At 68.8% G+C, this 14,647-nt stretch carries 15 protein-coding genes; 7 read left to right on the forward strand and 8 right to left on the reverse strand.

Features of this window, described 5'->3' with window-relative positions; translation table 11 throughout:
• Nucleotides 1-30 precede the first annotated feature (30 nt).
• Genes P6281_RS16245 through uvrC form a run of 5 tightly spaced genes read right to left on the reverse strand, consistent with a single transcriptional unit; the run spans nt 31 to nt 6,394 of the window.
• Nucleotides 31-1,431, reverse strand: coding sequence for a WS/DGAT/MGAT family O-acyltransferase (locus P6281_RS16245; RefSeq protein WP_324738431.1), 1,401 nt, complete (start codon nt 1,429-1,431; stop codon nt 31-33).
• 52 nt (nt 1,432-1,483) lie between these two features.
• Complete coding sequence (gene whiA, locus P6281_RS16250) at nt 1,484-2,461, reverse strand: DNA-binding protein WhiA (protein WP_026071328.1); 978 nt, start codon at nt 2,459-2,461, stop codon at nt 1,484-1,486.
• Nucleotides 2,458-3,534, reverse strand: coding sequence for a YvcK family protein (locus P6281_RS16255; RefSeq protein WP_009956168.1), 1,077 nt, complete (start codon nt 3,532-3,534; stop codon nt 2,458-2,460). The genes whiA and P6281_RS16255 overlap by 4 nt, the downstream gene beginning before the upstream one ends.
• Nucleotides 3,531-4,424 carry an RNase adapter RapZ gene (gene rapZ, locus P6281_RS16260; RefSeq protein WP_026071327.1) on the reverse strand — a complete coding sequence of 298 codons (894 nt, stop codon included), beginning with the start codon at nt 4,422-4,424 and terminating at the stop codon, nt 3,531-3,533. The genes P6281_RS16255 and rapZ overlap by 4 nt, the downstream gene beginning before the upstream one ends.
• 14 nt (nt 4,425-4,438) lie before the next feature.
• A complete protein-coding gene (gene uvrC / locus P6281_RS16265; protein ID WP_036459229.1) occupies nt 4,439-6,394 on the reverse strand; it encodes an excinuclease ABC subunit UvrC in 1,956 nt (651 codons plus the stop codon).
• A gap of 104 nt (nt 6,395-6,498) precedes the next feature.
• On the opposite strand from uvrC, the gene P6281_RS16270 reads away from it, so the two are divergent.
• The 3 genes from P6281_RS16270 (at nt 6,499) to P6281_RS16280 (ending at nt 9,773) form a co-directional block, all read left to right on the forward strand.
• On the forward strand, nt 6,499-7,674 hold the full coding sequence (locus P6281_RS16270) for a cupin domain-containing protein (RefSeq protein ID WP_014942463.1): 1,176 nt from the start codon (nt 6,499-6,501) through the stop codon (nt 7,672-7,674).
• A 184-nt stretch (nt 7,675-7,858) separates the two neighbouring features.
• Complete coding sequence (locus tag P6281_RS16275; RefSeq protein ID WP_014385262.1) at nt 7,859-9,331, forward strand: PPE family protein; 1,473 nt, start codon at nt 7,859-7,861, stop codon at nt 9,329-9,331.
• 103 nt (nt 9,332-9,434) lie between these two features.
• Nucleotides 9,435-9,773: a hemophore-related protein gene (locus P6281_RS16280; RefSeq protein WP_008258171.1), complete on the forward strand. Its 339-nt coding sequence runs from the start codon at nt 9,435-9,437 to the stop codon at nt 9,771-9,773.
• A gap of 92 nt (nt 9,774-9,865) precedes the next feature.
• Here the strand turns inward: P6281_RS16280 and P6281_RS16285 are convergent, their stop codons facing one another.
• Genes P6281_RS16285 through P6281_RS16295 form a run of 3 tightly spaced genes read right to left on the reverse strand, consistent with a single transcriptional unit; the run spans nt 9,866 to nt 12,142 of the window.
• Complete coding sequence (locus P6281_RS16285; protein ID WP_014385263.1) at nt 9,866-10,336, reverse strand: PH domain-containing protein; 471 nt, start codon at nt 10,334-10,336, stop codon at nt 9,866-9,868.
• Complete coding sequence (gene ribH / locus P6281_RS16290; protein WP_008258173.1) at nt 10,333-10,815, reverse strand: 6,7-dimethyl-8-ribityllumazine synthase; 483 nt, start codon at nt 10,813-10,815, stop codon at nt 10,333-10,335. Before ribH ends, P6281_RS16285 begins: the two co-directional genes overlap by 4 nt.
• A 49-nt stretch (nt 10,816-10,864) precedes the next feature.
• Nucleotides 10,865-12,142 carry a bifunctional 3,4-dihydroxy-2-butanone-4-phosphate synthase/GTP cyclohydrolase II gene (locus tag P6281_RS16295; RefSeq protein ID WP_008258174.1) on the reverse strand — a complete coding sequence of 426 codons (1,278 nt, stop codon included), beginning with the start codon at nt 12,140-12,142 and terminating at the stop codon, nt 10,865-10,867.
• A 417-nt stretch (nt 12,143-12,559) separates the two neighbouring features.
• Here P6281_RS16295 and P6281_RS16300 point away from each other — a divergent pair, with 417 nt between their 5' ends.
• From P6281_RS16300 to P6281_RS16315, 4 genes are all read left to right on the forward strand, one after another.
• The gene (locus P6281_RS16300) at nt 12,560-12,907 is read left to right on the forward strand and encodes an amino acid aminotransferase (RefSeq protein ID WP_201408352.1); all 348 of its coding nucleotides are present in this window, start codon (nt 12,560-12,562) and stop codon (nt 12,905-12,907) included.
• A gap of 97 nt (nt 12,908-13,004) precedes the next feature.
• Nucleotides 13,005-13,298 (forward strand): hypothetical protein, encoded by a 294-nt coding sequence (locus tag P6281_RS16305; RefSeq protein ID WP_201408353.1) that lies wholly within the window; start codon nt 13,005-13,007, stop codon nt 13,296-13,298.
• Complete coding sequence (locus P6281_RS16310; protein WP_201408354.1) at nt 13,299-14,357, forward strand: hypothetical protein; 1,059 nt, start codon at nt 13,299-13,301, stop codon at nt 14,355-14,357.
• A 34-nt stretch (nt 14,358-14,391) separates the two neighbouring features.
• The gene (locus P6281_RS16315) at nt 14,392-14,571 is read left to right on the forward strand and encodes a hypothetical protein (protein WP_201408355.1); all 180 of its coding nucleotides are present in this window, start codon (nt 14,392-14,394) and stop codon (nt 14,569-14,571) included.
• Nucleotides 14,572-14,647: the final 76 nt, after the last annotated feature.

Genomic DNA, 14,647 nt, shown 5'->3' on the forward strand with positions numbered 1-14,647 from the left:
TCATAGTCGTGAGATCGCCTGGCAGCAGGCCTAGTTGGGGCTGTTCTCCCGCGCGGCGGCCTTTTCGAGGTCGGTGAGCGCCGGCTCGATACGATCGGCCATGTCGTCGATGTCGTTGGCCACCTCGGGCGTCGTCACGAAGCCGAAGTCGAGGTAATCCGTGTAGGAGAAGCAGGTGATGTTCAGCGCGACGTCCATCACCGGCGGCCCCAGCGGCACCAGCGAATCGAGCTTGGCGCCGGCCATGTACAGCGGGAACGACGGGCCGGGCACATTCGAGACAACCAGGTTGATAGGGGCCAGGTTTCGCGACAGACCGCTGGCGGTGTAGGCCCGCGCGGCCAGCCCCAACAACCCCGGCGGCGTCGTCTCGGTCAGCCCCATGATCTGATGCGCAGACAACGCCTTGGCCATCAGCTTGGCGTTCTGGGTGCTTTCGTGGATGGACCGCAGCCGCTCCCCGGGGTCTTCGATGTGGGTGGCCAACGAGACGGTCATCGAGCTCACCTTGTTGCCGACGTCATCCTTGTTCTCGTCGGTGCGCGTCGACACGGGGATCTGCGCAATGAGCGGTTTGGCAGGCAGCTCACCGCGTTTGAGTAGGTAGTCGCGGGCGGCGCCGGCCACCAACGCCAGCACCACGTCGTTGAGCTTCACACCATAGGCGTCCTTGATGACCTTGGCGCGGGCTAGTTCGACGCGGCAGCCGGTGATGCGCCGGTGTGGCGAAACCAGCGCGTTGAAGCGGGTTTTGGGCGCTTCGAAGTAGCGCGGCGGCCTGCTGCGCACCCCCAGCGTGGCGATCTGCTGGCGCACGGTCTGCTCCACCAGCCGCGCGACGCGGAACGGCGTCTTGACGCCGACGTTGATGAGCGCGCCCACCGCCCGCCGCTCGATGCCCGGAATATTCAACCCCACCAGCGATCCGACCGTCTCCTGTTGCGGCGGTCGCGGTTCCGGCGTGACGTCCAGCAGGATCTCACCCAGGCCGGCGCCGGAGACGCCGTCGACGATGGCGTGGTGCATCTTGGTCAGCGACGCGATCCGGCCGCCCTCGACGCCCTCGATCACCCACATCTCCCACAGCGGCCGGGCGCGGTCCAGCTTGTAGGACATCAACCGCCCCACCAGTTCCTCGAGTTCGCGCCGACCGCCGGGCGCCGGAACCGCGATGCGCCGGATGTGGAAGTCGGGGTCCAGGTCCTCGTCCTCGACGAACCACGGCCGGTCCAGGCCGAATGGCGCCCCGGTGACCCGCCACCGCAACTGCGGCAATTCCGGCAGCCGCTCGATGATCAGCTCGCGCAGTCGCGCAAAGCTGTACTCGGAGCATTCCTTCGGGTCGCAGATCGCCAGCGCCCCCACGTGCATGTGCCAGCCCGCGGTTTCGGCCGACCAAAACGCCGCATCAACGCTCGAAAGCCGTTTCATTCCCCGACCGTAGCCCCCGCCACCCCTTGCGAACAGCGATTCGCGCGACCAGTTAGGCGTCTTCCAGCAAATCCGGCGTCACCGCCGACTCGGTGTCGGGAATGCCCTCGATCTTCGCCTTGCGGTCGGCCATCGACAGCAACCGCCGAATGCGGCCGGCCACAGCGTCTTTCGTCATCGGCGGGTCGGCGAGCCGGCCGAGCTCCTCCAGCGACGCCTGTCGGTGCTCGACGCGCAGCTTGCCGGCCGAGGCCAAATGGTCGGGGACGGTGTCGCCGAGGATCTCCAGCGCCCGCTCCACCCGGGCGGCCGCCGCGACCGCCGCGCGCGCCGAGCGGCGCAGGTTGGCGTCGTCGAAGTTGGCGAGCCGGTTGGCCGTGGCCCGCACCTCGCGGCGCATCCGGCGCTCCTCCCACACCAGCCGGGTGTCCTGGGCGCCCATCCGGGTCAGCAACGCGCCGATCGCCTCGCCGTCGCGCACCACCACCCGGTCGGCGCCACGCACCTCGCGGGCCTTCGCGCTGACCCCCAGCCGCCGCGCCGCGCCCACCAACGCCAGCGCCGCCTCCGGGCCGGGGCAGCTGACCTCCAGCGCCGAGGACCGACCCGGCTCGGTCAGCGACCCGTGCGCCAGGAAGGCCCCCCGCCACGCGGCCTCGGCGTCGCCGACGCTGCCGCCCACCACCTGGGCCGGCAGCCCGCGCACCGGGCGGCCGCGGTTGTCGAGCAGCCCGGTCTGGCGGGCCAGCGCCTCACCGTCGTTGGCCACCCGCAACACGTACCGGGTGCTTTTGCGAATTCCACTGGCGGACAACACATGCACGACGGCGGTGTAGCCGTAAAGTTCGAAAATGTCTTTGCGCAGCCGCCGGGCGACATTGCCGAGATCGACCTCGGCCTCGACCACGACGCGGCCGCCCACGATGTGCAGCCCTCCGGCGAACCGCAGCAGGGACGTGACCTCCGCCCGGCGCGCGCTGACCGATTTCACGACCAGGCGGCTCAGTTCGTCCTTGACTTCGGTCGTCATCGCCACGAGTCGTCACCCCTTGGTCCGCTGCCGGCGGGCCCATCCCCACCTGGTGGTGGTTTTGCACCGTCGACCCGAATATCCGCGGTGGCCGTGGCCGGAGCCGCTTCCGGACCCTTGCGGGCCGCCCGGACCCCGTCCAGGGCCGCCGCGAGCTTGCCTGGATCATGTAAAGGTGTACCAGGTCGGGACACGTCGGCGAAGTGGACCTCGGCATGCAGCAGGGTGGCGGTGCGGCGCAGTTGCTCGCGTTCCCGCTCACTCGGCACCCGGTCGGCGTCGATGATGATGTCGTGCACTGTGAATCCCGGAGCGTGCTGGGCCAGCACGTGCAGATGACGCTCGACGGAGAACCCGGCGGTCTCCCCCGGCTCGGCCACCAGGTTGAGCACCAGGGCGCGCCGCGCGGACGTCGCCCGCAGCGCCGCCGCCAGCTCGGGCACCAACACGTGCGGGATCACGCTGGTGAACCACGAGCCGGGGCCCAGCACCACCAGGTCGGCGGCCATGATGGCGTCGACGGCCTGCCGGGTGGCCGGGGGGTGATCCGGCAGCAGCCGCACCCGGCGCACCTTGCCCGGGGTGGTCGCGATCGCCACCTGGCCGCGGATCACCCGGAACATCCGCGGGTCGCCTTCCAGGCCGGACACGTCGGCCTCGATCTGCAGGGCGATCGGGCACATCGGCAGCACCCTGCCCTTGACGCCCAGGATGCGCCCGAGCTCGTCGAGGGCGGCCACCGGATCGGCCAGCACCTCCGACAGGCCGGCCAGCATCAGGTTGCCGATCGGATGCCCCGCCAGAGCGCCGCTGCCACCGAACCGGTGCTGCAGGATGGTCGCCCACAGACGCCCATGCGGGCTGTCAGAAGCCAAGGCCGCCAACGCCATTCGCAGGTCGCCGGGCGGCACCACGCCGAGTTCGCCGCGCAGCCGGCCCGAGGATCCGCCGTCGTCGGCGACGGTCACCACGGCGGTGACGTAGGGGGTAAGGCGGCGGGCCGCCGACAAGGTCGCGTACAAGCCGTGTCCGCCGCCCAGCGCGACGATGCCCCGGTTGAACGGCTCGCTCATTCGCGGCCCAGATCCCGGTGCAGCACGCGCACCGACAGCTGGTGATCGGCGTTCAGCAACTGCATCAATTGCTCGGCGATCGCGACACTGCGATGCTTCCCCCCCGTGCAGCCGATGGCGACCGTCATATAGCGCTTGCCCTCCCTGCGGTAGCCGTCCACGACCAGAGATAGCAGTCGATGGTAGGCGTCGAGAAACTCGGCCGCGCCGGGCTGGCTCAACACGTAATCCCGCACCGCGGGATCCTGCCCGGTGCGGGGGCGCAATTCGTCGACCCAGTGCGGGTTCGGCAGGAATCGCACGTCCATCACCATGTCGGCGTCCATCGGCAGGCCGTACTTGAAACCGAACGACTCGACCGTGACGCTGGTGGTCGCGCCGGCGTCATTGCCGAACGCCCGCTCGATGGTCTCGCGCAGGCCCCGCACCGACAGCGTCGACGTGTCGATGATCAGGTCGGCGGTGGCGCGCACCGATGCCAGCATCCGGCGCTCGGCCGCGATGCCCTCGGCCAGCGTCTGATCGCCCTGCAGCGGGTGGCTGCGCCGATTCTGCTCGTAGCGGCGCACCAACATGTCGTCGGATGCTTCCATGAACACCACCCGCGGGGCGATGTTTCGGGTCGCCAGCTCGGTGCGCACCGAATCCAGATCTCCGGTGAAGCCCCGCGACCGCACGTCCATCACCACCGCCAGCTGGGTGATGCGCGACCCCGCGTCCATGCCGAGGTCGACCATCCGGGTGATCAGCTGCGGGGGCAGGTTGTCGGCCACATACCAGCCGAGATCCTCGAGCACCTTGGCCGCCGTACCCCGCCCGGCCCCGGACAACCCCGTCACGAGAACGACGTCGATACCGGCCGGGGCGTCCACCGAGTGATTCCCCGCCAACTCGCCCGGACCCGTCACTGCGCGGCCCTGGACTCGTCGGGGGCCTGCTCGGGTCGCAGCGCCTCCAGGACGGCGGTGGCGGTGGCGACGCCGATGCCGGGAACGGCGGTGATCTGGTCGACGGTGGCCTCCTTGAGGCGGGCTATCGATCCGAAATGGCTTACCAGTGCCTTACGGCGATGTTCTCCCAATCCTGGCACCGAATCCAGCACCGATGCCGTCATTCGCTTGGATCGCTTGCTGCGATGGTAGGCGATCGCGAACCGGTGCGCCTCGTCGCGGATACGCTGCAGCAGGTAAAGACCCTCGCTGTTGCGCGGCATGATGACGGGGTCGGGTTCCGAGGGCACCCACACCTCTTCGAGCCGCTTGGCCAGCCCGATCACCGCGACGTCGGTGATGCCGAGCCCTTCGAGCACCGCGCTGGCCGCGTTGACCTGCGGCGCGCCGCCGTCCACCACGTACAGGTTCGGCGGGTAGGCGAAGCGGCGGGACTTCCCTTCCGGCGAAAGCATATTCGGGTCGTTCTGCTCGCTCAGGTGGCGCGCGAAGCGGCGCCGGGTCACCTCGGCGATGGAGGCGACATCGTCGGAGCGCCCCTGTCCGGCGGCCTCCCGGATGCTGAAGTGCCGGTAGTCCGATTTGCGTGGCAGACCGTCCTCGAACACCACCAGCGAGCCCACCACGTCGGTGCCCTGCACGTGGCTGATGTCCACACATTCGATGCGCAGCGGCGCCTCGGACAGCCCGAGGGCTTCCTGAATGTTCTGCAGCGCAGCGGATCTGGCGTTGAAATCACCGGCCCGCTTCAGCTTGTGTTGCTGCAGGGCTTCTTTCGCGTTGCGCTGCACGGTTTCGGCCAGCGCGCGTTTGTCACCGCGCCGCGGCACCCTCAAGACGACCCGGGACCCGCGCAGGCCGGACAACCAGCTCGTCAGCTCGTCGGCGTTGGACGGCAGGCAGGGCACCAGCACCTCCCGAGGCACCGGGTTCACCGATTCGTCTGCGGCGCCGCCCAATTCGGCCTGCTCGCCGTAGAACTGCGTCAAAAACTGCTCGACCAACTGCTCCTCGCCGGAATCGCCCGGGTCGGCGGACTTTTCGACGATCCAGCCGCGCTGACCGCGGACCCGGCCGCCGCGCACGTGGAACACCTGCACCGCGGCCTCGAGGTCGTCGTCGGCGAAGGCCACCACGTCGGCGTCGGTCCCGTCACCGAGCACCACGGCCTGCTTTTCCATCGCCCGCTTCAGCGCGCCGAGGTCGTCACGCAGCCGCGCGGCCCGCTCGAAATCGAGACGCTCGGCCGCCGCGTTCATCTGCTGTTCGAGCTCGCGGGCGAACCGGTCGGTCTTGCCCGACAGGAAGTCGCAGAAATCGTCCACGATTTGACGATGCTGTTCGGCACTGACCCTGCCGATGCACGGCGCCGAGCATTTGTCGATGTAGCCCAGCAGACACGGACGGTCGATCTGCCTGTGCCGCTTGAACACTCCCGCCGAACAGGTGCGCGCCGGGAACACCCGGGTGAGCAGGTCCAGCGTTTCCCGGATGGCCCACGCGTGCGAATAGGGGCCGAAGTACCGGACGCCTTTGCGGCGCGGGCCGCGATAGACCATCAACCGCGGGAATTCCTCGTTGAGGGTGACGGCCAGCACCGGATACGACTTGTCGTCGCGGTAGCGGACGTTGAACCGCGGGTCGAATTCCTTGATCCAGTTGTATTCGAGCTGCAGCGCCTCGACTTCGGTGTTGACCACCGTCCACTCGACCTTGGCCGCGGTGGTGACCATCTGCCGCGTGCGCGGATGCAGGCCGGAGATGTCGGCGAAATAGGACGTGAGCCGGCTGCGCAGGCTTTTGGCCTTGCCGACGTAGATGACCCGGCCGTGCGGATCCCGGAATCGGTAGACGCCCGGCTCCACCGGGATGGACCCGGGCGCCGGGCGGTACGTGGCGGGATCTGGCACAGATCCAGGCTAGTAGCCGGGAACGACGTGCCGAGAAAGGCGGGGCGCCGGTCTACTGTGGTGCCCACGAACGTTGGGGAGGCCGGGAAGGGTTGGGAGGAACAGTGGCCGCCGAGTCCTCGCTCGCCTGGTTGCTGCGGCCGGTCTCGGTCGAGGCGTTCCTCGACGAGATCTGGGCGATCAGGCACCACCACATCCAGCGTGGCGAGCCGGGCTACTTCGACGGCCTGCTGCCCGCGGCCGACGAACTCCTCGAGCAGATGCGAGCGGAGCCGTCGGCCGTGCGGCTGGTGAAGGGCGGCCAGGACAGGGATCCGGCGAGCTATCGCCGCGGCGACGGCAGCCTCGACCCGGACCGCGCCCGCGAGGGCCTGGCCGACGGGTACACCATCGTGCTGAACGGCCTCGAGCGGTACCTGCGCACGGTCGCCACGCTGTCGCATTCCCTCGAGGTCGAGCTGAACTTCCCGACGCGGGTCAACGCCTATGTCACGCCGCCCGACGCCACCGGCTTTGCCCCGCACTACGACCCGCACGACGTGCTGGTCCTGCAGATCCGGGGATCCAAGACGTGGCATGTGTCCACCGGCGCCCCCGTGCCGCCGCACGAGATCGAAAGCCGCAAAGGGGTCGGGACGGACGGGCCGGCGGCGGCGGCGACCGACGTGTGCCTGCGCGCCGGCGACGTGCTGTATCTGCCACGCGGCCAAGTGCATTCGGCCGAAACGCGCTCGGAGCCATCCGTCCATCTGACGATCGGGCTGCACGCACCCACCGTGCTCACGCTCGTCACGCACGCGCTCTACGCGCTGAGCTTGCGCGACCCCCGGCTGCACACCCGCCTGTCGCCGCGGCACCTGGACGACGCGGGCGCCCGCGCCGGCCTGGAAGACCTGGTGCACGACACCCTGCGCACCGTCGAGGGCCCCGACATCGTCGCCGACGGCCTCGGCGCATTGGAGGATGTCCTGGTCCGGCGCGGCCGATGCCCGCCGGTCGGGCGGGTGAGCGACACGGCCGGAATCGACGCCCGGACGCTGGTGCGCAAGCACCAGCCGCTCTACGCGCGGGTGACCCGCGCCGCCGATCGCGTTGTCCTGCACTTCGCTCAGCTGTCCGTGGCCGCCGGCCTCGACCACGAGGCCGCGATGCGGTTCCTCGCGTCGAGCACCGAGCCGTTCCGGGTCGGCGAGCTGCCCGGCCTGAGCGCCCCGCAGCAGACGGGGTTGGTTCAGACGCTCCTGTTGAACGGGTTCCTTGCCCGGCTGTCCACTGACTGAAAAATACCTTCGCATTTCCGGTGAAAGTCGGGAATCGTATCCGTATTTGCGGACACTCTGGCGATAAGCTTCATGACATGCGGACCGCTGTCCGCACCGCGGCCGCCCTCGTCACTGCCACGCGACATCGGCGACCGCAGCCTTCGAACGAATCGCAGTGTCGCAACGACGAGGGTGGCCAACGATGACGATGCCGATCTGGGCGGCCTTTCCACCGGAAGTGAATTCGGCGGCGCTCACCACCGGCCCGGGGCCCGCCTCGTTGTTGAACTCGGAGACGGCGTGGCTGAACTTGAGCGCCGAATACGACACGGCGGCTACCGAACTCAGCGAGTTGTTGGCCGAGGTGCAGGCCGGGACGTGGCAGGGTCCCACCGCGGAGAAGTTCGTGGCCGCGCACGTGCCGTACCTGGCCTGGCTTTTACAGAACAGCGCCAACGCCACGGCGGCGGCCCTCGAGCACGACACCGTGATCGCGGCGTACAACGCCGCGGTGGCGGCCATGCCGACACTGGCAGAGATAGCAGCCAACAAAGCCCTGAACGCCTCCCTGATAGCGACGAATTTCCTTGGTGTCAATACGATTCCGATCGCGCAAAACGAGTTCGAGTATTTGCAGATGTGGCTGCGGGCAGCCACCGCGATGGCGATGTATGAAGCGGTGTCCCAGACCGCGATGACGTGGGTCCCGCCCACCGCGCCACCCCCGCCGATCCAGCTGGCCAACCCCCCCAACCAAGATGCGGGCGGGGGGGCAAATCAGCTGAGCTGGTGGGTAGATCGCGTGCAGATGGTCGCCCAAGAACTCACCACGGACCTGAACCAGCCTGGGTCCAACCCGTCCACGGCCATCCACAGCCTGCTGACTGACCCGCTACTCCTCAAGGTTCCGCACTGGGCGGGCGAGTCGCTTTACACCTTCATTCCCCAAGTGCCGCAGTTGACTCAGCTCTCGGTCGGGCTGATCGTCCCCTTCCTCCCCGTCGCCGGGGCGGCCGGCCTGGCGGGGCTGGCCGGGCTGGCCGGCGTCGCGCCGCCCGCGCCCACCCTGCCCGGGGCGGCGGCCGCGCCGGCGCCGTCCCACACCGGAGCGCCCGTCGCGATGGCGCCCGGCCTGAGCGCCCCCGCCCCGGCCGCAACACCGGCCGCGGCGCCCGCGCCCGCACCGGCGGCGACCCCGGCATCCGCCGCGGCGCCCGCGGCGCCACCCGCGACCGCCGTCGCCGGCTTCGATTACCCCTACGTCGTCGGCCCGCCGGGTATCGGCGCCGGTGCGAACCTCCCGGCCGGCGCGCGGTCCCAGCAGAGATCGGCCGAACCCGGCACCGCGGCCGCGGCGATCGCCCCGGCCCGGCGGGAACAGGCCCGCCGCCGGCGCCGCCAGCGGCCCGGCCTGATCGACCCCGGCCGCCGCCACGAATACCTCGACGCCGACCCGGAGCCCGATGCCGCCGGCAAAACCACGGCGACGGCGTCGGACCGGGGGGCGGGGCCCCTGGGGTTCGCCGGCACCGCCCGCGGGCCCGATGCGGCCCCAGTGGGGTTGACCACAATCGGCGCCGATTCCTTGGACGACGGACCCCGGATGCCGCTGCTACCGAGCAGCTGGGGCCCCGAAAGCGAGGGGGCGGAACCGGGGCAGACGGACGCCCCCTGAGCGGCCCGTAAGCGTTGCCGGCGGTTTGGGCGGCGCCGGTTCTGGCTACCAAGCCTCTAACTCAACGTTAGAGTGGGGGCACAGCAATGGAGGGAGTCCGTAAATGATGAAGCGCTCGTGGGCCAAACTGGCCGTCACCGTCGGCGGCTTGGCTTTGGCGTCGACCGCTGGGGCCGGGGTCGCATCGGCCAGCCCCGATTACGGTCCGATGATCAACACGACCTGTAGCTACGACCAGGCGATGCGGGCCGTGCACGCGGAGAACCCGATGGCCGCCCAGTACCTCGACCAGTCGCCGCCGAACCAGCAGTTTTTGCAGCAGTACCTGGCGTCGTCGCCCGATCAGCGCGTGAACCTGCTGCACGCGATCGAGCACAACCAGGGGGCCCAGCAGGCCCTGCCGATTTTCCAGCAGATGATGACGGACTGCACCCGATACTGAGTGCCTCCGATACGGGTCTCCGACTCAAGCGTTAGGTAGTCAGGCGGCGGGCCGCTGCGGGTACGCAGCGAGCCCGCCGGCCTGTACGGCGCTCAGGAGGCCGGCAGGTCCGGCCGATAGCGCGTCAGCAACGCGCGCACCGTGTCCATGGCCTCCACCGCGCGGCCCTTGTCGACGGCCTGGATGGCCATCACCGGGATGTACTCGTCGTCCGGCAAATCGATGCGCGCCCAGCGGTGGCCCACCGGAAACGAGACGTCGACAACATCGGGCCACTCGATCAGCTTGTCTCCCAGCAGGTTTCGCACCGATACGCCCGACGGCCCGACCCGCAGCCGGGGGCGGGCGAACAACAGCACGATGCCGGCGATGACCAGCCCCAGCACCGCGATCGCCACCTGGTCGGCAGTCTGAAAAACCACGCCGGTCGATCTCGCCTTGAGCAACAGCCCCACCACGATGTGCGCGCCGGCGATGAGCACCGCAGCCCCATAGGCGAATAGCGGCGTGCGGTGGGGACGCAACACCGCATCCCAGGTCTCGCGGTCGGGAGGCTCAGTCACGACCGAGCGCGCAACTCACGCAGGGTCAGCGCGGTGGTCAGGGCGGCCAGCGTGGCTTGGGCCCCTTTGTCCTCGGCCGATTCCGGAAGGCCGGCGCGGTCCAGTGCCTGCTGCTCGGTGTCGGTGGTCAGCACCCCGTTGGCCACCGGTGTGGAAGTGTCCAGCGACACCCGGGTCAGGCCCTGGGTCACCGCATCGCAGACGTATTCGAAATGCGGTGTCTGCCCACGGATCACGACGCCCAGCGCGACGACGGCGTCGTGGTTGCGGGCAAGTTCCTGGGCCACCACCGGAATCTCGATCGCGCCGATCACCCGGACCACCGTCGGGTCGTCGACACCCGATTCCGAGGCCACCTTGCTGGCACCCGCCAGCAGTGCGTCGCAGATCTCGCTGTGCCAGGTACTCGCAACGAGGGCCAGTCGCAGGCCGGACGCATCGAGCGGGGGAACCTCCGGCACCCCCTCGGCGGGGCTCATGGGCGCCGCTCCTGCGCATCACTTCGTTCTGCATCGTCGGCGGGGTGGCTCACAAAGCACCACCGAATTCACCTGGCAGGTGGACGGATTCGTGAAAGTCGTCCAGCCCGGCCAGGTCGTGGCCCATCTTGTCCCGCTTGGTCATCAGGTAACGGATGTTCTCCGCGTTGGCGCGCACGGGAAGCGGCACCCGCTCGATGATGTGCAGACCGTACCCGTCCAGCCCGACGCGCTTGGCCGGGTTGTTGGTCAACAGCCGCATCGAGCGCACGCCGAGGTCTACCAGGATCTGCGCGCCGATCCCGTAATCCCTTGCGTCGGCGGGCAATCCGAGCTTGAGGTTGGCGTCGACGGTGTCCTCGCCGGCGTCCTGCAGCTGATAGGCCTGCAGTTTGTGCATCAGGCCGATGCCGCGGCCCTCGTGGCCGCGCATGTAGAGCACGATGCCGCGTCCCTCGCGGGCGACCATCGCCATGGCGGCGTCCAGCTGCGGCCCGCAGTCGCAGCGGCGGGAACCGAAGACGTCACCGGTCAGGCACTCGGAGTGCACGCGCACCAGCACGTCGTCGCCGTCGGAGTCCGGCCCGGCGATCTCGCCGCGCACCAGCGCGACGTGTTCGACTTCCTCGTAGATGCTGGCGTAGCCGATGGCACGAAACTCGCCGTGCCGAGTCGGGATCCGGGCCTCGGCGATGCGGGCGATGTGCTTCTCGTGCTTGCGCCGCCACTCGATCAGGTCGGCGATGGTGATCATGGCGAGGTCGTGTTCGTCGGCGAACACCCGCAGCTCGTCGGTCTGCGCCATCGAACCTTCGTCCTTCTGGCTGACGATCTCGCAGATGGCGCCCGCGGGCTGCAGGCCGGCCATCCGGGCCAGGTCGACCGCGGCCTCGGTGTGACCGGGCCGGCGCAGCACGCCACCGTCCTTGGCGCGCAACGGAACCACGTGACCGGGGCGGGTGAAATCGTCGGCGACGCTGATGGGATTGGCGAGCAGCCGCATCGTCGTGGCGCGGTCGGATGCCGAAATGCCGGTTCCCACACCATCTTTCGCGTCCACCGTGACGGTGTAGGCGGTGCCGTGCTTGTCCTGGTTCACGGCGTACATCGGCAGCAGCCCCAGGCGGTCGCAGATCGCCCCGTCCAGCGGCACACACAGATATCCCGAGGTATAGCGCACCATGAACGCCACCATCTCCGGCGTCGCCTTCTCGGCGGCGAAGATCAGATCGCCCTCGTTCTCGCGGTCCTCGTCGTCAATGACGATGACGGCCTTGCCGGCCGCAATGTCGGCAACCGCCCTCTCGACGGAGTCCAACCTCGTCATCCCTGCTACCTCGCCGTCCCCGCTTTTCCGAGGGGGAACACTGTCAAAACGGCCCACACGAGAAGCCCACGTGTTGCATTCAGTATGAACCACGCCGGCGGCGCCGTTATTGCGACGGCTTGATCAGCGGGACATCAACCGCTCGACATATTTCGCGAGTAGCCGCGAGGTAGCGCTGTCCTGGTCATGGGGATTTGCAGCATAGCCCGGAACGGTGAACGCCCGAATATGTTTGACCTGCCTAAGAGCGGGCACCAGCCCGTTCTCCAGGAAACCGCGTTGTGATTTGAGTCACAGGTCGCGGCGGGCGGGACTGTGCGTACGCACACTCTGGCGCATACGCGGCGAAAGTGTGCATAAGTTCGAAATCCGGTGTGCCCCTTGGTATTCCGTGTCACCGCGAGTTAACTGTTGGCCATGACCACCACGTACACACCACCCGCTGACCCCGCCGACCCCGAAGCCGCCGCGCTGGAACTGATCGTCGAGGCCGCCGAGGCCGCCACGGGCAGCGCCGCGTTCCGAGCCGTCCTGCAGGAGCTTGCCGGCCTCCTGCAGGTCGAGGGCGCCCTGGCCGGGCTGACCTGGCGCGACGCCAAGCTAGCTGCCGCCGCCATTGCCTTCGACGTCGTCATGTCGCCCACGCCCGCCCGGTCGCTGCGGACCCGCACCAACCGCATCCTGGACGAGTGGCCCGCTACTGTCGAGCAGGCGTCGGTGGCACGAGCACTCAACACGGCCGCCGCCCTGGTGTCCGGGCTGTGATACGCCGCGCCCAACACCGAAGCCGCTGCCAGCGGCCTGATGCCATGCCATCCTATGAATAGCCATCTGCGGGTGAGCCGCATAAACTCATGTGATTATGGGGCAAGATGCACTGCAGGTCGTCCCCGCCGAGCTAGCAGCTACTGCCGGCCAGTGGGAGGCACTTACCTCCCAGCTGGTGGGCGCGCCGCCATCGCCGGGGCAACCATTCCAGACCACCACGGCAGCAGTGAACGCCGTCAACGCGGCGATCGGTGTCACCGCCGCATCCTTCGCAGCACGGACCCAGGAAACGGTCGGTGGGGTGACCACAGCCGCCGGTGGATACACCGCCCAAGAGGCCACATCGGCGGCCGACATAGCCGCCATCACAGGTGTGACGGTGGTCTAGATGCCAGCAACCCTCTCGCAAATCCTGGCGTGGAGCACCGAGCACCTCATTGACGCGGCCGCCTACTGGACGCAAACCGCCGACCGCTGGGAAGACGCATTTCTGACGATGCGCAACCAGGCGCAAGCCATTACCTGGCACGGCGCCGGCGGCGACGCGCTGCGGCAACGCACCGGAGCCGACGTATCCGTCGTTAGCGGCAAAGCCGACCAGCTACGCCAGGCGGCCGGAATAGCCCGCAACGGCGCCAGCGACATCAGCGCCGCGCAGCGGCGAGTCCTGTATGGCGTCGAGGACGCGCAGAATGCGGGATTCACAGTCGGGGAAGACTTGTCGGTCACCGATACCCGCAGCACCAGCCCGGCCGAACTCGCGACGCGCCAAGCTCAGGCCGAAGCGTTCGCCGCTGACCTGCGGTTGCGCGCCGAGCAACTCGACGGAGCGGACACCAAGGTCTCAGGCCAACTCACCGCCGCTACAGCCGGTCTCGGTGGCGGTGGGTTTGCGCAGAACTCGACCACCAACCCCGGCGGACAAGCGCAAAACGGCAGCGGTAGCGGGGGACAGTCACAGCCCGGCCACAACGGGGGGCAGCCGCAACCTCCGACCGCCAACCACGACGGCGTCCGATTGGTTGACTTCACCCAAGACAACGCGTCCGGCCCCAACCCGCCGCCTTTTGCGCCGTGGGATAACCCAGATGGGGCACCGCCGCCGGCACCGCAGCCTGGGTTCATTCCTAAGTACGAACAGAGCATCACCGCGCCCCCGGCGCCTAAGGCCGGTCCGCCGGCATCGCCGCTGCCGAGCCCCTCTGTAACGCCACTGCCGAACCCCGCGGCCGTCGGTCCGGCCGCCGCTGCGCCCGCGAAGGCCCCATGCAGCACATACGACATGACGAAAGCCCTACTAGAGCCCGCAGGCGGCACTATTGGGATCTTGACCGCAGTCCCTGAGGGTCTGACCCTCGCGGGGATTCCCGCCGCGCTCGGTCAACTCGCTCTCGGTACCGCGGCGGTCGCTGACGGCCTCGACGCCGCCGATAGATGCCTACCTTGATGCCGCCAACAGCACAGACTTGGAGGACGCGCGCGTGAAGAGGAACCCCCTATACAGCCCGGTGTTCTTCGCAGTGATGGCTGCGCTATTCCTGGCCTTGTTCGTGGTAAACGTCATCCACGGCACGTGGCTGGGCTTGATCAGTACCGGAGGCCTCGCCGTGTTGATGGGCTACCGGGCCTGGTCCGGCAAGCGCCGCATAAACCAGCAATAGGCCTACAACGCAACGTCGCGCGCCCTAAGGCGCTGCAGCGGCGGGACGCCAACGGCGCGACCTCAAGGTACGTCCC

The organism is Mycobacterium sp. 5-140-3-2, assembly GCF_035666375.1.
Taxonomy (GTDB): domain Bacteria; phylum Actinomycetota; class Actinomycetes; order Mycobacteriales; family Mycobacteriaceae; genus Mycobacterium; species Mycobacterium intracellulare.